This is a genomic window from Burkholderia sp. BCC1208 (assembly GCF_902833095.1).
Taxonomy (GTDB): domain Bacteria; phylum Pseudomonadota; class Gammaproteobacteria; order Burkholderiales; family Burkholderiaceae; genus Burkholderia.
This window is the reverse complement of sequence record NZ_CADFDY010000008.1, coordinates 221,703-241,271: the sequence shown is the minus strand read 5'-3', so window position 1 is coordinate 241,271 and position 19,569 is coordinate 221,703. Positions and strand designations below refer to the sequence as shown.

The 19,569-nt window shown below is 66.4% G+C and carries 16 protein-coding genes; 1 reads left to right on the top strand and 15 read right to left on the bottom strand.

All coding sequences use genetic code 11. The features are described 5' to 3' along the window. Nucleotides 1–34 precede the first annotated feature (34 nt). The 15 genes from HWX09_RS20480 to HWX09_RS20410 all read right to left on the bottom strand — a co-directional run bounded on the left by HWX09_RS20480 (nt 35) and on the right by HWX09_RS20410 (nt 17,450). The gene (locus HWX09_RS20480; RefSeq protein ID WP_027785393.1) at nt 35–1,822 is read right to left on the bottom strand and encodes an acyl-CoA dehydrogenase C-terminal domain-containing protein; all 1,788 of its coding nucleotides are present in this window, start codon (nt 1,820–1,822) and stop codon (nt 35–37) included. Between the two features lie 58 nt (nt 1,823–1,880). Continuing rightward, entirely contained in the window at nt 1,881–2,480 is a 600-nt protein-coding gene (locus HWX09_RS20475) for a TetR/AcrR family transcriptional regulator (protein WP_006485742.1), read from the bottom strand. A gap of 200 nt (nt 2,481–2,680) precedes the next feature. After that, nucleotides 2,681–3,955 (bottom strand): cardiolipin synthase ClsB, encoded by a 1,275-nt coding sequence (gene clsB, locus HWX09_RS20470; protein ID WP_027785394.1) that lies wholly within the window; start codon nt 3,953–3,955, stop codon nt 2,681–2,683. Continuing rightward, nucleotides 3,952–4,446 carry a dihydroneopterin triphosphate diphosphatase gene (gene nudB, locus HWX09_RS20465; protein WP_027785395.1) on the bottom strand — a complete coding sequence of 165 codons (495 nt, stop codon included), beginning with the start codon at nt 4,444–4,446 and terminating at the stop codon, nt 3,952–3,954. The genes clsB and nudB overlap by 4 nt, the downstream gene beginning before the upstream one ends. A gap of 156 nt (nt 4,447–4,602) precedes the next feature. Next, nucleotides 4,603–6,405, bottom strand: coding sequence for an aspartate--tRNA ligase (gene aspS / locus HWX09_RS20460; RefSeq protein ID WP_027785396.1), 1,803 nt, complete (start codon nt 6,403–6,405; stop codon nt 4,603–4,605). A gap of 67 nt (nt 6,406–6,472) precedes the next feature. Then, nucleotides 6,473–7,123 carry a DUF502 domain-containing protein gene (locus HWX09_RS20455; RefSeq protein ID WP_027785397.1) on the bottom strand — a complete coding sequence of 217 codons (651 nt, stop codon included), beginning with the start codon at nt 7,121–7,123 and terminating at the stop codon, nt 6,473–6,475. Between the two features lie 61 nt (nt 7,124–7,184). Continuing rightward, nucleotides 7,185–7,505 (bottom strand): FmdB family zinc ribbon protein, encoded by a 321-nt coding sequence (locus HWX09_RS20450; RefSeq protein ID WP_027785398.1) that lies wholly within the window; start codon nt 7,503–7,505, stop codon nt 7,185–7,187. A gap of 95 nt (nt 7,506–7,600) precedes the next feature. After that, on the bottom strand, nt 7,601–8,227 hold the full coding sequence (locus tag HWX09_RS20445) for an SAM-dependent methyltransferase (RefSeq protein ID WP_027785399.1): 627 nt from the start codon (nt 8,225–8,227) through the stop codon (nt 7,601–7,603). Between the two features lie 17 nt (nt 8,228–8,244). Beyond that, nucleotides 8,245–9,822, bottom strand: coding sequence for a ubiquinone biosynthesis regulatory protein kinase UbiB (gene ubiB / locus HWX09_RS20440; RefSeq protein ID WP_027785400.1), 1,578 nt, complete (start codon nt 9,820–9,822; stop codon nt 8,245–8,247). Nucleotides 9,823–9,834: 12 nt separating this feature from the next. Then, nucleotides 9,835–10,461, bottom strand: coding sequence for an SCP2 sterol-binding domain-containing protein (locus HWX09_RS20435; RefSeq protein WP_027785401.1), 627 nt, complete (start codon nt 10,459–10,461; stop codon nt 9,835–9,837). A gap of 164 nt (nt 10,462–10,625) precedes the next feature. Further along, the gene (locus tag HWX09_RS20430; RefSeq protein ID WP_027785402.1) at nt 10,626–11,660 is read right to left on the bottom strand and encodes a TIM44-like domain-containing protein; all 1,035 of its coding nucleotides are present in this window, start codon (nt 11,658–11,660) and stop codon (nt 10,626–10,628) included. A 41-nt stretch (nt 11,661–11,701) separates the two neighbouring features. Continuing rightward, nucleotides 11,702–12,433 carry a bifunctional demethylmenaquinone methyltransferase/2-methoxy-6-polyprenyl-1,4-benzoquinol methylase UbiE gene (ubiE, locus tag HWX09_RS20425; protein ID WP_027785403.1) on the bottom strand — a complete coding sequence of 244 codons (732 nt, stop codon included), beginning with the start codon at nt 12,431–12,433 and terminating at the stop codon, nt 11,702–11,704. Nucleotides 12,434–12,485: 52 nt separating this feature from the next. Continuing rightward, the gene (locus HWX09_RS20420; protein ID WP_027785404.1) at nt 12,486–12,899 is read right to left on the bottom strand and encodes a DUF971 domain-containing protein; all 414 of its coding nucleotides are present in this window, start codon (nt 12,897–12,899) and stop codon (nt 12,486–12,488) included. Continuing rightward, nucleotides 12,896–13,339 carry an HIT family protein gene (locus HWX09_RS20415; protein ID WP_027785405.1) on the bottom strand — a complete coding sequence of 148 codons (444 nt, stop codon included), beginning with the start codon at nt 13,337–13,339 and terminating at the stop codon, nt 12,896–12,898. The genes HWX09_RS20420 and HWX09_RS20415 overlap by 4 nt, the downstream gene beginning before the upstream one ends. A gap of 85 nt (nt 13,340–13,424) precedes the next feature. Then, nucleotides 13,425–17,450, bottom strand: a complete 4,026-nt coding sequence (locus HWX09_RS20410) for a DUF3683 domain-containing protein (protein ID WP_027785406.1) — start codon at nt 17,448–17,450, stop codon at nt 13,425–13,427. Between the two features lie 584 nt (nt 17,451–18,034). Here HWX09_RS20410 and ilvA point away from each other — a divergent pair. Then, nucleotides 18,035–19,558 (top strand): threonine ammonia-lyase, biosynthetic, encoded by a 1,524-nt coding sequence (gene ilvA, locus HWX09_RS20405; protein WP_027785407.1) that lies wholly within the window; start codon nt 18,035–18,037, stop codon nt 19,556–19,558. Nucleotides 19,559–19,569 lie beyond the last annotated feature (11 nt).

Below are 19,569 nucleotides of genomic sequence, written 5' to 3'. Positions count from 1 at the left end.
GGGCGGCGCGCGACGCGCACCGCCCGGACTCGCGTCAGAACAGCGATTCGTCGACTTCCATCAGCGTCTTCGAACCCGCGCGCGCGGCGCGGATCGTCGATGCCGTCTCGGGCAGCAGACGCGCGAAATAGAAGCGGGCCGTCGCGAGCTTCGACTTGTAGAACGGATCCCCCGATGCTTCGTTGTCGAGTGCGAGGCGCGCCATCCGCGCCCAGAAGTACGAGAACACCAGGTGGCCGACGGTGCGCAGGTACGGCACGGCCGCAGCGCCGACTTCGTCGGGGTTCTGCATCGCCTTCATGCCGATTTCCATCGTCAGCTTCTGCACCTTCTCGCCGATGTCGGCGAGCGGGTTGATGAACTCGGCCATTTCCGGCTTCACGCCTTCGGCTTCCGCGAATTCCGTCACGAGCTTGCCGAACTTCTTCAGCTTCGCGCCCATGTCGCCGAGCACCTTGCGGCCCAGCAGGTCGAGCGACTGGATCGAGTTCGTGCCTTCGTAGATCATGTTGATCCGCGCGTCGCGCACGTATTGCTCCATGCCCCACTCGGAGATGAAGCCGTGGCCGCCGTAGATCTGCATCGCGTGGTTGGTCGACTCGAACGCGTTGTCGGTCAGGAACGCCTTGATGATCGGCGTGAGCAGCGCGACGAGGTCGGCCGCTTCCTTGCGCACCGCTTCGTCGGCGTGCGACAGTTCCTTGTCGATCTGCAGCGCGGACCAGTACGTGAACGCGCGCGCGCCTTCCGCGTAGGCCTTCTGCGTAAGCAGCATGCGGCGCACGTCCGGGTGCACGATGATCGGGTCGGCCGGCTTGTCCGGCGCCTTCGGGCCCGTCAGCGAGCGCATCTGCAGGCGTTCCTTCGCGTACGTCAGCGAGTTCTGGTACGCGACTTCCGTGAGGCCGAGGCCCTGCATGCCGACGCCGAGGCGCGCGGCATTCATCATCACGAACATCGCGTTCAAGCCCTTGTTCGGCTCGCCGACCATCCAGCCCTTCGCGCCGTCGAGGTTCATCACGCACGTCGAATTGCCGTGGATGCCCATCTTGTGTTCGATCGAGCCGCACTTGATGCCGTTGCGTTCGCCCGGCTCGCCCGAAGCGTCCGGAATGAACTTCGGCACGATGAACAGCGAGATCCCCTTCGTGCCTTGCGGCGCGTCCGGCAGGCGCGCGAGCACGAGGTGGACGATGTTCTTCGACATGTCGTGCTCGCCGCTCGAGATGAAGATCTTCGTGCCGCTGATCGAGTACGAGCCGTCGCCGTTCGGTTCGGCCTTGGTACGCAGGATGCCGAGGTCGGTGCCGCAGTGCGGCTCGGTCAGGCACATCGTGCCCGTCCATTCGCCCGACACAAGCTTCGGCAGGTATTGCTGCTGCAGTTCCGGCGCGCCGTGCGCGTGCAGGCATTCATACGCGCCGTGCGACAGGCCCGGATACATCGTCCATGCCTGGTTCGCCGAGTTCAGCATTTCGTAGAGTGCGTTGTTCACGAACGCGGGCAGGCCCTGGCCGCCGTATTCCGGATCGCAGCCGAGCGCCGGCCAGCCGGCCTCGACGTATTGCCGATACGCTTCCTTGAAGCCGGTCGGGGTCTTCACGACGCCGTCGCCTTCATAGGTGCAGCCTTCGCGGTCGCCGACCTGGTTCAGCGGGAACAGTACCTCGGAGCAGAACTTGCCCGCTTCCTCGAGGACCTGGTTGATCGTGTCGGCGTCGAGGTCCGCATGCTTGGGCATTTGCTTGACTTCGGCTTCGACGTTCAGAAGCTCGTGCAACACGAATTGCATGTCGCGCAGCGGCGCGGCGTACTGTCCCATGACTCTCTCCAAAGGTGGGCAAAACGGCTCGAGCTCCTGGCGGGCGGTTCACGCGCCGCTAACGGCTCTCGCTCTGATACGAAACAATCGTCTTTTCCAGCGCGGCCCACGTGAGGCGCACGGCGTCCGGCGAATGCAGGAAGCGTGCGTCGTGATGCAGGCCGAGCGTGAAGCTGTACAACTCGAAGAGCATCAGTTCCGGATCCGTGTCCGTGCGCAGATGCCCTTCTTCCATCGCCTGCGAAATGGCGCGCAGCAACGCGGCACGCCAGGCGGTCACGCTCGCGATCAACTGCTCGCGCACGGGGCTGTCCGGGCGGTCGTCGTACTCCACTGCGCCGCTGATGTAGATGCACCCGGTCGTCACCTCCTGGATGCGCTTCTCGATCCAGCGCGCCAGCATCGCCCGAAGACGCGGCAGACCGCGCGACTCGCGCAGGCTCGGAAAGAACACCTCGTTTTCGAAACGATGGTGATACTCGCGCACGACCTCGACCTGCAGGTCTTCGCGCGAACCGAAGTGCGCGAACACGCCGCTCTTGCTCATCTGCATGCGCTCGGCCAGCAGGCCGATCGTCAGCCCCTCCAGCCCGTCACGGCTGGCGAGGTCCAAAGCAGCTTCGAGTATCGCGGCACGCGTCTGTTCGCCTTTTCGCATAGCTATTTCTGTAACCGTTCGGGGGTTCGAATAAAATCGAACGGCCGTACTATTATTGAGTGCGGCCGCTCGCGAAACAAGGAAATTATTAGAAACCGGTGTCTAACCGAGCCGCTATTTTGCGCGATTCCGGCGAGACCGGAGCGGCTTTTCCGCACGAACGTGCGGACAGATTTTTTGAAGCGAATACTTAGTCGGCGTCAATCGTAACCGCCGACCGTCAGCGCCTTCATCACGACACGATACGTGGTGTACGCGAGCCAGTTCAGCAGCCGCTCGACGCGCGGGCGCGCGGCGAAGCGCGCGGCGTCGATCTCCCGGCCTTCGGCGAACGCGGTGGCGATCGCGTCGCGCAACTGGTTCGTCACCGCATCGTAGCGCACCAGCACGACGTTCGCTTCATTGTTCAGCATCAGGCTCAGCGCGTCCAGATTCGACGAGCCGACCGTCGCCCAGTTGTCGTCGATCACGGCGACCTTGCCGTGCAGGATCGTCTTGTCGTATTCGGCGACGCGCACGCCCGCGCGCAGCAGCGTGTGATAGAGGAACGGCACGGCCGTATCGAGCGCCGCGAACTCCTTGCGGCCTATCAGCACCCGCACGTCGACGCCGCGCCGTGCCGCGCCCGTCAGCGCGCGGCGCAGCTTGCGGCCCGGCATGAAATACGGATTCGCGAGCAGGATCCGCTGGCGTGCCTGACCGATCGCCGCGAGATAGGCCTTCTCGATCGCGCGGCGGTTCACGACGTTGTCGCGCGCGACGAACGCGACGCTCGGCTCGGTCACGACCCGCAGCGCGCCGGCCTTGATCCACCGGTGGCTGCGCATCCAGCGCCGGAACATCTCCGGGAACGCTTCGCCGCCGTGCAGCCCGGCCGCGTACTGCGCATAGGGCTTGTGGCCGAACTGGATCCGGTGCCACTGCAGCTCGAACGCGGCGCGCACGTCGGACACCGCGGGCCCGACCATCTCGACCGCGAAATCCCAGCGCGGGAACGGCAGCGTCGCGCTGCCCTGCGTGTAGTCGTCGACGATGTTGATGCCGCCGCAGAACGCGACCGCATGATCGATCACCGCGAGCTTGCGGTGCGTGCGCGAGAAGCCGAAGCGGCCGAACAGGAAGCGGTTGTAGACGCAGTGCTCGACGCCGGACTCGGCCCACGTGTCGAACAGCGGCAGGCGCGCGGTGCCGATGCCGTCGGTGATCACGCGCACGCGCACGCCGCGCTGCACCGCGCGGATCAGCGCGGCCGACACCGGGCGACCGGCGTCGTCGTCGCAGAAGATGTAGGTTTCGAGCATCACCTGCTCGCGGGCGGCGTCGATCCGATCGATGAGCGCCTGGAAGAATTCGCCGCCGGTTTCGCACAGCCGCACCGTATTGCCGGCCGTAAACGCGAGCCGCGACGCGGAGCCCCGCTCCTGCAGGAACATCTGCCGCAATTGCGCGAAACGCTTGCGGGTCTCCGCATTCATGCGGACGAGCCGTGCGGCGCACGCGCGAGTGCCACGCGCGCGGGCAATTGCAGGATCGCTTCGGCGTTCGACGGCGAGAAGCAGCGCGCGGCCGCTTCGCGGAAAGGCAGCCACGCATGATCGACATGCTCGCGCGGCGACAGCGTCACGTCGACGCGATGCGGCACGCACAGGCCGAACCAGTGCTCGACGTTGCGCGTGACGCCCGGCGCATAGCGGTGCAGGTATTGAGGATAGATCGTGTATTCGATCCGGTGATGCCAGTCGACGAGCGCGGTGGCCGGCACGTCCGGCGTGCCGATCGCGATGCCGGTCTCCTCGGCCACTTCGCGCGCGGCGGTGAGCGCGAGCGGCTCGTCGAGCGCGTCCTTCGAGCCGGTGACCGATTGCCAGAAATCGGACTGGTCGGCACGCTTGATCACGAGCACATCGAGCTCGGGCGTGTAGATCACGACGAGAACGGATTCGGGGATTTTCGGCGGCTTCGTCATCTTTGTTTCATGCGGCACGGGGCCGTGCGTCGGCCCGTGCCCGGAACGTGCGGCAAGTGCTGCGACTGTACCGCAAAAAATGAAAAAGGCGCATCGCTGCGCCTTTTTCAGGGGTGTCGTGTGGGCATGACCGCACACACGACCTGCGCGGCGGCGTTACGCCTTCGGCTGCTCCGGCTGACGCAGCCGGATGTGCAGTTCGCGCAGTTGACGCTCGTCGACCGGGCTCGGCGCCTGCGTGAGCAGGTCCTGCGCACGCTGCGTCTTCGGGAAGGCGATCACGTCGCGGATCGAATCGGCGCCGGCCATCATCGTGACGATGCGGTCGAGACCGAATGCGATACCGCCGTGCGGCGGCGCGCCGTACTGCAGCGCGTCCAGCAGGAAGCCGAACTTCAGCTGCGCTTCTTCCGCGCCGATCTTCAGCGCGCGGAACACCTTGCTCTGCACTTCCTCGCGGTGGATACGCACCGAGCCGCCGCCGATTTCCCAGCCGTTCAGCACCATGTCGTACGCCTTCGCGAGGCAGCGGCCCGGGTCGGTCTCGAGGTACTCGAGGTGCTCGTCCTTCGGGCTCGTGAACGGATGGTGCGCGGCGACGTAGCGCGCGTCTTCGTCGTCGTACTCGAACATCGGGAAGTCCACGACCCACAGCGGCTTCCAGCCGGCCTGGACGAGACCGTTCGCCTTGCCGAATTCCGAATGGCCGATCTTCAGGCGCAGTGCGCCGAGGCTGTCGTTGACGACCTTCGCGCGGTCGGCCGCGAAGAAGATGATGTCGCCGTCTTCAGCGCCGGTGCGCTCGAGGATCGCCGCGACGGATGCGTCGTGCAGGTTCTTGACGATCGGGCTCTGCAGGCCGTCGCGGCCCTTTGCCTTCTCGTTGACCTTGATCCATGCGAGGCCCTTCGCGCCGTAGATGCGCACGAATTCCGTGTAGCCGTCGATGTCGCCGCGCGACAGCTCGCCGCCCTTCGGCACGCGCAGCGCCGCGACCCGGCCGTCCTTCGCGTTGGCCGGCGTGCTGAACACCTTGAAGTCGACGTCCTTCATCGCGTCGGTCAGCTCGGTGAATTCGAGCTGCACGCGCAGGTCCGGCTTGTCCGAACCGAAACGCGCCATCGCTTCCGAGTACGGCATCACCGGGAATTTCGCGTCGAGCTCGACGTCGATCGTCGTCTTGAAGATGTGACGGATCATGTCTTCGAACAGGTCGCGGATTTCCTGCTCGCCGAGGAACGACGTCTCGCAGTCGATCTGCGTGAATTCCGGCTGGCGGTCGGCGCGGAGGTCCTCGTCGCGGAAGCACTTGGTGATCTGGTAGTAACGGTCGAAGTTCGCGACCATCAGCAGCTGCTTGAACAGCTGCGGCGACTGCGGCAGCGCGAAGAACTGGCCCGCGTTCACGCGCGACGGCACGAGGTAGTCGCGCGCGCCTTCCGGCGTGCTCTTCGTCAGCATCGGCGTTTCGATGTCGATGAAGCCCTGCTCGTCGAGGTACTTGCGCGCCTCGATCGCGACACGGTAGCGCAGGCGCAGGTTGTGCTGCATCTGCGGGCGGCGCAGGTCGAGCACGCGGTGCGTGAGACGCGTCGTTTCCGACAGGTTGTCGTCGTCGAGCTGGAACGGCGGCGTGACCGACGCGTTCAGCACGTTCAGTTCGTGGCACAGCACTTCGATCTTGCCGCTCTTCAGGCCAGCGTTGACCGTGCCGTCCGGACGGTTGCGCACGAGACCCTTGATCTGCACGCAGAATTCGTTGCGCACGCCTTCGGCGGTCGCGAACATCTCGGCGCGATCCGGGTCGCATACCACCTGCACGAGGCCTTCACGATCGCGCAGGTCGATGAAGATCACACCGCCGTGATCGCGGCGGCGCTGCACCCAGCCGCACAGCGACACGGTTTGGCCCAGCAGGTGTTCGGTCACGAGACCGCAGTATTCAGTACGCATCGACATGATGTTTGCTTTCGTTCGGTTTGATCAACGGGCGCCGCAACGCGCGGCCCGGGCGATGATTCTTTACTTACAGCGGCGGCTCGACGGGGCGGCGGGCGGGCGCCGGAGCCGGCGCCGAAGGCGCCACGACGCCCATCGAGACGATGTACTTGAGCGCGGCATCGACCGACATGTCGAGTTCGATGACTTCGCTCTTCGGCAGCATCAGGAAGAAGCCCGACGTCGGGTTCGGCGTCGTGGGCACGTACACGCTCACGTACTCTTCCGTCAGATGGTTGACCACGTCGCCGCCGGGCGCGCCGGTCAGAAACGCGATCGTATACGAGCCGCGGCGCGGGTATTCGATCAGGAGCGCCTTGCGGAACGCGTTGCCGCTGCTCGACAGCAGCGTGTCCGATACCTGCTTGACGCTCGTGTAGATCGGCCCGACGACCGGGATGTGACGCACGACCGCGTTCCACCACGTGACGAGCTTCTGGCCGATGAAGTTCTGCGTGGCCAGCCCGACCACGAAGATGAACGCGAGCGTCAGCACCGCGCCGATCCCCGGCAGATGGAAGCCGAGCATCCGCTCGGGCTGCCACGATTCGGGCAGCAGGAGCAGCGTCTGGTCCATCGTGCCGATGATGAGGCCGAGCACCCACAGCGTGATCGCGAGCGGGACGAGAACCAGCAGGCCGGTCAGGAACACCGTTTTCAGGGTCGTCTTTTTCATCATCTGCCGTCAATGAACCGCGCTGGAAGCGCGGGTTGGTCGCGACCCGGCCGGGCCGCGACGGTCAACTGCCGGCGGCGGGCGTCGCGGCCGGAGCCGGCGCGGCGCTCGTCGCCGTGGTGCTGCCCGAACTGCTCGACGCAGCCGGCGCGGCCGCGGCGGGTTCAGCCGTGGCGGGTGCTGCCGGCGCCGCGTCGCCCGAGCCGCCGCGGAAATCGGTGACGTACCACCCCGAGCCCTTCAGCTGGAAACCGGCGGCGGTCACCTGTTTGCGAAAAGCATCCTTCCCGCATTCAGGGCATTGCGACAGCGGCGCGTCGCTCATCTTCTGGAGCACGTCCTTCGCGAAACCGCACGCTTCGCATCGATAGGCGTAGATCGGCATGATATTTTTCCCGCAGAAACTGGAAACGGCTTGCAAAACCTTGAATTATAGCCGAAACCCGGGCGCGCTCCGGCATTGGCCGTGACGCCCGCGCATCAGCGGCGACGCCACGTGAGCCAGCGCTCGTGCCCGTCGAACACGGCCAGCGAATCGGTCACGGGCAACTCCTCGACCAGCTCGAAGTGCGGGGCAAGCAGCGCATCGAGTTCCGCACGCTCGATCCCGAACGGCGGCCCCTTCGGTTTCGCCACCACGAAGAAATAGCCGGCCAGCAATCCGTCCGCGGGCAGCAGCTCGGCCATCCGCGCCGCATAGCCGGCGCGCAAGCTCGGCGGCAGCGCGCACAGGAACGCACGCTCGTACACCCACTGCACGTCGAACGGCGGCCGGTACTGGAAAAAATCGGCCTGCTCGACGACGTCCGCATGCGCGCCGAGCTGTGCCTTCGCGGCAGCGACCGCCTGCGCGGCGAAATCGATCGCACGCACCGGCCAGCCGGCCTGCGCGAGCCATCCGGCCTCCTGCGCGCTGCCGCAGCCGGGAATCAGCACCGCGCACGGCTCGAGCCGATGGGCGAACTCACGAAAACCGTCCGGCACGCCGCCGAATTCCCACGGCGTCACGCCGCGTTCGAAGCGCTCGTTCCAGAACGACGCGCTACCCGGGTCGCGCGTCGCGAAATCGGCGGCCGACGGTGCGGCCGGTTGCTTCGGATCGGACATCGCCATGCTCCTTTCGATCAAGCGCCGTACGCGAGCGCGAGCAGCACGCGCGCGACCAGCGCCCCGACGCCGACGGCCAGGCCGAAGATCAGCAACGCCTGCAGCAGCCGGTTCGTCCGTTTCTGCTCGACGAGGACCTGGCGCATCAGCTCCTCGCTCGCGGCGCGCGGTGCGTCGTGGCGCGCGGCCATCGCATGGTGAATCAGGCGCGGCAATTGCGGCAGCGTCTTGCTCCACTGCGGCGCCTCGACCTTGAACCGCTCGTACCAGCCGCGCAAGCCGATCTGCTCGGTCATCCAGCGCTCGAGATACGGCTTCGCGGTCTTCCACAGGTCGAGCTCGGGGTCGAGCGAGCGGCCGAGCCCTTCGACGTTCAGCATCGTCTTCTGCAGCAGCACGAGCTGCGGCTGAATCTCGACGTTGAAGCGGCGCGACGTCGAGAACAGGCGCATCAGCACCTGGCCGAGCGAGATGTCCTTCAGCGCGCGGTCGAAATACGGCTCGCACACCGCGCGGATCGCGCTTTCGAGCTCCTCGACGCGCGTCTCGGGCGGCACCCAGCCCGATTCGAGGTGGAGCGTCGCGACGCGGTGGTAGTCGCGCTTGAAGAACGCGAGGAAGTTCTGCGCGAGATAATTCTTGTCGAAATCGGACAGCGCACCGACGATCCCGAAATCGAGCGCGATATAGCGGCCGAACGTGTTCGGATCGAGGCTCACCTGGATGTTGCCGGGGTGCATGTCCGCATGGAAGAAGCCGTCGCGAAACACCTGCGTGAAGAAGATCTCGACGCCTTCGCGCGCGAGCTTCTTGATGTCGACGCCGGCCGAGCGCAGCGTCTCGACTTGGCTGATCGGCACGCCGGTCATGCGCTCCATCACGAGCACCTGCGACGTCGAGAAATCCCAGAACATCTCGGGCACGAGCAGCAGGTCGAGGCCCGCGAAGTTGCGGCGCAGCTGGCTGCCGTTGGCGGCCTCGCGCATCAGGTCGAGCTCGTCGTGCAGGTACTTGTCGAATTCGGCGACGACCTCGCGCGGCTTCAGGCGCCGGCCGTCGGCCCACATGCGCTCGGTCCAGATCGCGATGTCGCGCATCAGCGCGAGATCGGAATCGATGACGGACAGCATGTTCGGGCGCAGCACCTTGACCGCGACGGCCTTGCCCGCGTGCACGCCCTCCTTGAGCTTCGCGAAATGCACCTGCGCGATCGACGCGCTCGCGATCGGCTCGCGCTCGAATTCGTCGAACAGCTCGTCGACCGGCGCGCCAAGCGACTTCTCGATGATCGCGATCGCGACCGCCGAATCGAACGGCGGCACCTGGTCCTGCAGCTTCGCGAGTTCGTTCGCGAAATCGACCGACAGCAGATCGCGGCGCGTCGACAGCACCTGGCCGAACTTCACGAAGATCGGGCCGAGGCTTTCGAGCGCGTGGCGCAGCCGCACGGCGGGCGGATCGGAATAGCGGCGGCCGATCGTCGTGATCCGCAACAGCAGCTTCACGCGCCGGTCGTCGATCCGGGACAGCATCACTTCGTCGAGACCAAAGCGGATGACGGTGTAGACAATCTTGATGAAACGGAAAATGCGCATGCCCTGCGGCCCTCAGTGCGCGCCGCGCGGGCCGGAACCCGTGCGCGCGCCGATTTTTTGTTCGAGTCGCTCGACCCGCTTTTCGACCCGTGCGAGCGCATCGCGTGCGCGCGCCAGTTCGGCGTCGAAGCCGCCGAGCGACGCGCGCCGGACGACTTGCGGGTTCTCGTCGAGCCAGTATTCGGCGACGGAATCGAGCACGTTGCGGCCAGTGCGGCGCGCGCGCGCCCCGGCGTCGCGCACGACCGTCGCGATCCGGTACGCCGCCGCGTCGCCGACCAGCTTCGCGAGATCTTCTTCCGGTTCCCAGCGCAGGTGCTCGGCCAGCTTCGCGATCTGCGTCGCGAATTCCGCGTCGCCTTCGATCTTCACGTGCTTCATCACGGCCGCCTGGCCGCCCTGCAGGAACGCGGCGAGCGTGTCGCCGGCCAGCGCGATCGACACGTCGACCTGTTGCGCATCGTGCGCGTCGACGGCCGACAGATAGCCGTCGGGCTGCACCAGCAGCGTGAGCGTGACGGGAGGCACGTCGATGCGGGCAGTCTTGCCCGCATAGGGAATCAGGCGGTCGCGCGCCCACGATTCGCGCGCGAGCAGGTGATTGACGGCAGCAGCAAAAGGCTTGGCGGCAAAGGTCATCGGGCTGGGAAAGAAAAAACCCGCGCGGGCCGGGCGCCCACGCGGGTTTCTATTGTAACGTCGGATCGTCGGCAGACCGTGCCTGACCGTACACCCGGGCGGCAAGCGGTCGCAGTGCGGCGGCCGTCGCCCGGGCGCCCGGCGGCGCGGGCCGCCGGCCACGCTCAGTGCGTGTTGATCTGCTGGATACCCGCGAGCAGCCAGCCCTGACTGCCCGACTTCGACAGGTTCCAGACTTCGTCGAACGGCGCGGCCGACGTATTCGCCGATTCGCGGATCAGGCCGTGGAAGCGCACGCTCGCCGACTGCTCGATGCCGCGATCCTCGATCGCGACCAGTTCCGCGTCGAGCTGCACGACATCGGTCTGGTTCGCTTCGTTGCCGCGCGAATCGAGGTCGATCTTGATCTCGGCGAACATTTCGGGCGTCGTGAACTCGCGGATGTCGGCCAGGTTGCCCTGGTCCCACGCCGCCTGCAGGCGCACGAAATAGACTTTCGCGCTGCGCAGGAACGCTTCGGTGTCGAAGCCGGCCGGCACCTGCAGCGGCGCCGCTGCCGCCGCGGCCGCGCCGGCGGCCGCTGCACCGCCGCCGCCGAACACGCCCTGCGCTTCGTTCGCATAGCTGCTGCCGCTACCCGCGTAGTTGCTGCCGGTGTTGCCCTGCTGGAACGACGGGCTTTGCGAGTAGCCGCCCGACGACGACGCAGCGCCGCCGACCGAATACGCCGGCTCCTGCGGGCGACGGCGGTTCATGAACTTGCGGATCAGCCAGATGCCGACCATGGCGAGCAACGCGATCACGATGACGTTCGCCATCATGCTCGCGAATGCGCCGCCGAGGCCGAAGTGCGACAGCAGCGCCGCGATGCCGAGGCCGGCCGCGAGCCCGGCGATCGGCCCGAGCCAGCGCGAGCGGTTGGGCTGCGCGGCCGGCGTGGGCGCAGCCGGGTTCGCACGCTGCGCCTGCGACGGCGCGGCCTGCTGCATCGGCTGCTGCGCAGGCGGCGTGGCCTGGCGCTGCGTGACGGTGGAATTCTGGCGGCCGATGCTGCGCCCGCCGCCCATGCGCCGGGCTTCGGCGTCGAGCGATGCGAACGTGCCGGCCGTGAGCAGGCCGACCATCAGCAGCGTGCCGACCCGTCGAGCCCACGGCTTCGACGGTTTGCTACGGTTGAACAACGAACGCGATTCAGACATCAGCTTCTCCGAATGTAAGACGAATGTAGGGAAAGAACCCCTTAGTACTTGGTCCCTAGGTGTAAAGCTACCACGCCACCTGACAAATTGTAATATTTGACGGCATCGAGGCCCGCTTGTTCCATCATCGTCTTCAGCGTGTCCTGATCGGGGTGCATCCGGATAGATTCAGCAAGATACCGATAACTTTCAGCATCTTTCGCGAACTTGTCGCCAAGCCACGGTAATACTTTGAAAGAATACAGATCGTACGCTTTTTTCAGCGGGTCCCAGACTTTCGAGAATTCCAGCACCATCACGCGGCCGCCGGGCTTCGTCACGCGGCGCATCTCGGCCAGCGCGGCATCCTTGTGCGTCATGTTGCGCAGCCCGAACGCGACCGTGACCACGTCGAAGTAGTTGTCCGGAAACGGAATTTTCTCGGCGTCGCACAGCAGCGACGGCGTCACGACACCCTTGTCGAGCAGCCGGTCGCGGCCGACGCGCAGCATCGATTCGTTGATGTCGGTATGCCAGACCTCGCCCGTCGGCCCGGCCGCCTTCGCGAACGACCTGGTCAGGTCGCCGGTGCCGGCCGCGATGTCGAGCACCTTGAAGCCCGGGCGCACATTCGCCTGCGCGATCGTGAACGCCTTCCACGCGCGGTGCATGCCCGCCGACATCAGGTCGTTCATCAGATCGTAGTTGCTCGCGACCGAATGAAACACGCCCGCCACTTTCTTCGCTTTTTCGTTTTCCTCGACGCTTTCGAAGCCGAAGTGGGTTTTGCTCATCGCGTTGATCCTCAGTAAATGGCAAGACGGCGCCGAGCGGGCGCCGTCGATTTCAGTGGCAGTGGCCGTGCGGCGCGCCGGCCGCCTGCATCGGCGCGTCGCGCTCGACGCCCGCCGCCTTCAGTTTGTCGAAATAGTCGCGCCACAGCGCGTCCTGCTGCGTCGCCAGTTCGTACAGCAGGTCCCACGAGTAGATGCCGGTCGAATGGCCGTCGGAGAACGTCGGCTGCAGCGCGTAATTGCCCACGCCCTCAAGCGCGGTGATCGTCACTTCGCGCTTGCCGGTCTGCAACGTCTCCTGGCCCGGTCCGTGGCCACGTACCTCGGCCGACGGCGAATACACGCGCATCAGCTCGAACGGAATCCGGAAGTTCTCGCCGTTCGGGTACTGCAATTCGAGCACGCGCGATACCGCGTGCACGACGACGCCGGACGGAATCGGCGTCGTGGAAGTCAAACCGCTCATGGCTGCCTCGAATCGGTCATGCGTTGAATTTCCTCGCGCACCGCATTGTGCAGCAGCGAGGCCTGTGCCGCGCGCGAGCGCAGCAGCGCCTCGGACACGCTGCGCTGGCGCGGCGCCCACACGGGCTGCGGGAAATGGGCATCGTTGGAAAAGCGCGGAATCACGTGCCAGTGCACGTGCGGCACCATGTTGCCGAGGCTCGCGAGATTCACCTTGTTCGGCTGCATCACGCGGCGCACGGCCCGCTCGACCGCGTAGACCACGCGCATCAGATGTGCCCGCTCGGGCTCGCCAAGATCGGAGAACTCGGCCACGTGCGCGCCCCAGATCACCCGGCAGAAGCCCGGGTAGTCGTGCTCGCCCGTCGCGAGCACGACGCGCAGCACGTCGTCCTGCCAGAGCACCTCGCCGCCGTCTTCACGGCAAAACACGCATTCCATCGTCGCTCCCATGTGGACGGGCGCCGGCATGGCTGCACCGGCGCCCGCTCATTCCCGGCCCGATCGGGCGGTCGTCATGCCCGCATTAGACCAGCACGCGCTCGATCCCGCCATGGTTCGCCCGTGCGACATAATCGGCCATCCAGTTCTCGCCGAGCACCTGGCGCGCGATCTCGACCACGATGTAGTCGGCTTCGAGGTTCGCGTCCTCGTTGTAGCGCGACAGCCCCTGCAGGCACGACGGGCAGCTCGTCAGGATCTTCACGTCCGGGCCGCCCGCGCTCGCGGCGGCCGGCACCGGCGCGTCGCCGGCCACCACCGGAATCGCGCGCAGCTTCGCAGCGCCCTTGCGGATCTCCTCTTCCTTGCGGAAGCGAACCTGCGTCGAGACGTCCGGCCGCGTGACCGCCAGCGTGCCCGATTCGCCGCAGCAGCGATCGTTCTTCTCGATCCGGTAGCCGTCCTTCTCCGCGCCCATCAGCTCGTTGACGAGCTTGACCGGATCCATCGTCTTGATCGGCGTGTGGCACGGGTCGTGATACATGTAGCGCGTGCCCGACACGCCGTCGAGCTTCATCCCCTTCTCGAGCAGGAACTCGTGGATGTCGATGATCCGGCAGCCCGGGAAGATCTTGTCGAATTCATAACCCGCGAGCTGGTCGTAGCACGTGCCGCACGACACGACCACCGTCTTGATGTCTAGGTAGTTCAGCGTGTTCGCCACCCGGTGGAACAGCACGCGGTTGTCCGTGACGATCTTCTCGGCCTTGTCGTACTGGCCCGAGCCGCGCTGCGGATAGCCGCAGCACAGGTAGCCCGGCGGCAGCACCGTCTGCACGCCCGCTTCCCACAGCATCGCCTGCGTCGCCAATCCCACCTGCGAGAACAGCCGCTCGGAGCCGCAGCCCGGGAAGTAGAACACCGCTTCCGAATCGACGGTCGTCGACTTTGGGTTGCGGATGATCGGCACGATCTTGTTGTCCTCGATGTCCAGCAGCGCGCGCGCCGTCTTCTTCGGCAGGTTGCCCGGCATCTTCTTGTTGACGAAGTGGATCACCTGCTCGAGCGCGGGCGGCTTGCCGGTCGTCGCCGGCGGGTGCTGCGTCTGCTTCGTCACGACCTTCTTCAGCATGTCGTTCGCGAAGCGCTGCACCTTGTAGCCGACGCCCATCATCACGCCGCGCGCGAGGTTGATCGTCTGCGGATTGGTCGCGTTCAGGAAGAACATGCCCGCCGCATTGCCGGCGTTGAATTTCTTCTTGCCCATCTTGCGCAGCAGGTTGCGCATGTTCATCGTGACGTCGCCGAAGTCGATCTTCACCGGGCACGGCGTCGCGCACTTGTGGCACACCGTGCAGTGGTCGGCCACGTCGTTGAACTCGTCCCAGTGCTTGATCGACACGCCGCGGCGCGTCTGCTCTTCATACAGGAACGCCTCGACCAGCAGCGACGTCGCGAGGATCTTGTTGCGCGGGCTGTACAGCAGGTTCGCGCGCGGCACGTGGGTCGCGCACACCGGCTTGCACTTGCCGCAGCGCAGGCAGTCCTTCACCGAATCGGCGATCGCGCCGATGTCGGACTGCTGCATGATCAGCGACTCGTAGCCCATCAGCCCGAAGCTGGGCGTGTACGCGTTGCGCAGATCGGCGCCGTCGAGCAGCTTGCCCTTGTTGAAGCGGCCGTTCGGGTCGACGCGCTGCTTGTACGCGCGGAATTCGGCGATCTCGTCGTCGGTCAGGAATTCGAGCTTCGTGATGCCGATCCCGTGCTCGCCGGAAATCACGCCGTCGAGCGAGCGCGCCAGCTTCATGATGCGTGCGACCGACGCGTGCGCGTCCTGCAGCATCTCGTAGTTGTCGGAGTTGACCGGGATGTTCGTGTGGACGTTGCCGTCGCCCGCGTGCATGTGCAGCGCGACGAACACGCGGCCGCGCAGCACGCGCTTGTGGATCGCCTGCGCTTCGTCGAGGATCTGCTTGAACGCGCCGCCGTTGAAGATCGCGCGCAGTTCCGCGCGGATCTCCTGCTTCCACGAAATGCGGACCGTGCGGTCCTGCGTGATGTGGAACACGGTCGCGCCCGGCTGCTCGTCCGCGCGATCCGCGAACTTCTCGGCGAGCGCCTCGTAGCCGAGCTGCACCAGGTAATGCTGCGCCTCGCGCAGCGGCTGGTCGAGCCGGTCGCGCACGAATTCCCAGCGTGCCCGCACGCGCTTGAGCAGCTCCAGCGCCTGCTGCACGCGATCCTCGAGCAGCTCCGCGCTCGGGATCTCGTTCGCGTCGTCGGTCTTGCCGAGCGGCAGGTTGCCGCCGCGGAAGAACGCCTCGAGCGCGTCGACGAGTTGCAGCTTGTTCTTCAGCGACAGCTCGATGTTGATCCGCTCGATGCCGTCGGTGTACTCGCCCATCCGGTTCAGCGGGATGACGACGTCCTCGTTGATCTTGAACGCGTTCGTGTGCTTCGCGATCGCGGCCGTGCGGCTGCGGTCGAGCCAGAAGCGCTTGCGCGCCTCCGCGCTGACCGCGACGAAGCCCTCGCCGCTCTTGCCGTTCGCCATGCGGATCACTTCGGACGTCGCGTGCGCCACCGCGTCGGCATCGTCGCCGACGATGTCGCCGATCAGCACCATCTTCGGGAATGAATTGCGCTTGCTCTTGGTCGCATAGCCGACCGCGCGCAGGTAGCGCTCGTCGAGGTGCTCGAGGCCCGCGAGGATCGCGCCGCCCTGCTTCGACGTCTCGAACAGGTAGTCCTTGATCTCGACGATGCTCGGGATCGCCTCGCGCGCCTGGCCGAAGAATTCGAGGCACACGGTGCGCGTGTGCGCGGGCATCTTGTGCAGCACCCAGCGCGCGGACGTGATGAGCCCGTCGCAGCCTTCCTTCTGCACGCCCGGCAGGCCGGCGAGGAACTTGTCGGTCACGTCCTTGCCGAGCCCTTCCTTGCGGAACCGGCGGCCTTCGATCTCGAGCATCTCGGTGCGCAGCAGTTTCTCGCCCGGCGCATACGCGCCATCGAACCACTTCAGCTCGAAGCGCGCGACCGCGATGTCGTGGATCTTGCCCTGATTGTGCTCGTGGCGCGTGACTTCCAGCCAGTTGCCGTCCGGGTCGACCATCCGCCACCACGCCAGGTTGTCGAGCGCGGTGCCCCACAGCACGGCCTTCTTGCCGCCCGCGTTCATCGCGACGTTGCCGCCGATGCACGATGCGTCGAGCGAGGTCGGATCGACCGCGAACACGTAGCCGGCCGCTTCCGCCGCTTCGGTCACGCGACGCGTGACGACGCCCGCACCGGAGAAGATCGTCGGCACCTTGTGCGCGACGCCCGGCAGCTCGGTCAGCTCGACCGCGCCGAGCTGTTCGAGCTTTTCGGTGTTGACCACCGCGGAGAACGGCGTGAGCGGCACCGCGCCGCCCGTGTAGCCGGTGCCGCCGCCGCGCGGGATCACGGTCAGGCCGAGCTCGAAGCACGCCTTGATCAGCGCCGCGATCTCGGCTTCGGTATCGGGCGTCAGCACGACGAACGGGTATTCGACGCGCCAGTCGGTCGCGTCGGTCACGTGCGACACGCGCGACAGCCCGTCGAAGCGGATGTTGTCCTTCTGCGTGCAACGGCCGAGCGCCTTGGTCGCGCGCCGGCGCAGCTCGGCCATCTTGTCGAATTCGTCCGCGAACTCGTCGACCGCGCGCTGCGCGGCCGTCTCGAGCATCTCGACGCGCGATGCGCGCTCGCGGCCCGCGTCGTCGCGGTGCTCGGTGAGATCCGCACTGCGGCGCTTGCCGATCTCGGTCAGGCGGTGGTTCAGCGCCTCGATCAGCAGCGCGCGGCGCTTCGGGTTGTCGAGCAGGTCGTCCTGCAGGTACGGGTTGCGACGCACGACCCAGATGTCGCCGAGCACTTCATACAGCATCCGTGCCGAACGGCCCGTGCGGCGCTCGGCGCGCAGTTCGTCGAGCACCGCCCACGCCTCCTCGCCGAGCAGGCGGATCACGATCTCGCGATCCGAGAAGGACGTGTAGTTGTAGGGAATCTCGCGCAAGCGGGGCGCGGGGTCGGCGGCGACGGCGGCGGCCGCGCCATGCGGATCGAAAACTTGTGGTGCGTTCATGTTCGGACGACTCGGAGGGCCGATACCCCGTGCACGGGCGTCGGCAAGCGCGTGGGCGCAATCTTGGGGAAATCTGTTCTGTTACCAGGCGCGCGGCTGTCCTTCATGGGGCCGGAGCGGGCGACTCGCCCCTCGTGGCCGGCGACAGGGCCTGGCGGCACTCGGAATCATCAGCACGATCGCGCGCGGCGCGCATGCCGTTCGGCCGCGGGGCTGGCTGCGCGCGGCGTCGGCTTCAACGGTGCGATCCGAGGGTGCCTCTGCATCTTCCGAATCCTTGATTCAAAACGGAATTCTAACCCATGATCGGGCCGCCCGTGACACGCCGGACAGGTCGTGGGGCTATCGCCGCGAGCCGCGCCGGGCGGGGCTCCGCGCGGTTTCGCGCGATCATTCGCCGTCCGTCCGGTCGGTAACCGCGCGGTTAAACCGGTAAAAAACGCCTCCGACGGCGCGAATGCCCTGCCCGCACGCGCACACGACCGGGGACGACCGCCCGCCCGGCATGCCGCTTGCGTGCGGGCGGACCCTTGGCGCTATCATTGACCCTTTACCGTCCGCATCCGCACTGCACGCGAGCACCCATGGCATCCCACGATTACCTGAAGAAGATCCTCACCGCGCGCGTCTACGACGTCGCGATCGAGACGGAACTCGAACCGGCCCATAACCTGTCGGCCCGGCTGCGCAACGCCGTTTACCTGAAGCGCGAGGACAACCAGCCGGTGTTCTCGTTCAAGCTGCGCGGCGCATACAACAAGATGGCGCACATTCCGGCGGACGCGCTCGCGCGCGGGGTGATTACCGCCTCGGCCGGCAACCACGCGCAGGGCGTCGCGTTCTCGGCGGCCCGGATGGGTGTCAGGGCCGTGATCGTCGTGCCCGTCACGACGCCGCAGGTGAAGGTCGACGCGGTGCGCGCGCACGGCGGCCCGAGCGTGGAGGTGATCCAGGCGGGCGAGTCGTACAGCGACGCGTACGCACACGCGGTCAAGGTGCAGGAGGAGCGCGACCTCACGTTCGTCCATCCGTTCGACGATCCGTACGTGATCGCCGGCCAGGGCACGATCGCGATGGAGATCCTGCGTCAGCACCAGGGCCCGATCCATGCGATCTTCGTGCCGATCGGCGGCGGCGGGCTTGCCTCCGGCGTCGCCGCGTACGTGAAGGCGGTGCGCCCGGAGATCAAGGTCATCGGCGTGCAGGCCGAGGATTCGTGCGCGATGGCGCAGTCGCTTGACGCGGGCGAGCGCATCGAGCTGAGCGAAGTCGGCCTGTTCGCGGACGGCACCGCGGTGAAGCTCGTCGGCGAGGAAACCTTCCGGCTGTGCCGCGAATTCCTCGACGGTGTCGTAACGGTCAACACCGACGCGCTGTGCGCGGCGATCAAGGACGTGTTCCAGGACACGCGCAGCGTGCTCGAGCCGTCCGGCGCGCTCGCGGTCGCGGGCGCGAAGCTGTACGCGGAACGCGAAGGCATCGAGAATCAAACGCTCGTCGCGGTCACGTCCGGCGCGAACATGAACTTCGACCGGATGCGCTTCGTCGCCGAGCGCGCGGAAGTGGGCGAGGCACGCGAAGCCGTGTTCGCGGTCACTATCCCCGAGGAACGCGGCAGCTTCAAGCGCTTCTGCTCGCTGGTCGGCGATCGCAACGTCACCGAGTTCAACTACCGGATCGCCGATGCGCAATCCGCGCACATCTTCGTCGGCGTGCAGATCCGCCGTCGCGGCGAATCGGCGGAGATCGCCGCGAACTTCGAATCGCACGGCTTCAAGAGCGTCGACCTGACGCACGACGAGTTGTCGAAGGAACACATCCGCTACATGGTCGGCGGCCGCTCGCCGCTCGCGCTCGACGAGCGCCTGTTCCGCTTCGAGTTTCCGGAGCGGCCGGGCGCGCTGATGAAGTTCCTGTCGTCGATGGCGCCGGACTGGAACATCAGCCTGTTCCATTACCGTAACCAGGGCGCGGACTACAGCTCGATCCTCGTCGGGCTGCAGGTGCCGCAGGCCGATCGCGCCGAGTTCGAACGCTTCCTCGCGGCGCTCGGCTATCCCTATGTCGAAGAGAGCGCCAACCCGGCGTACCGCCTCTTCCTGTCGTAAAGGCGTCACAC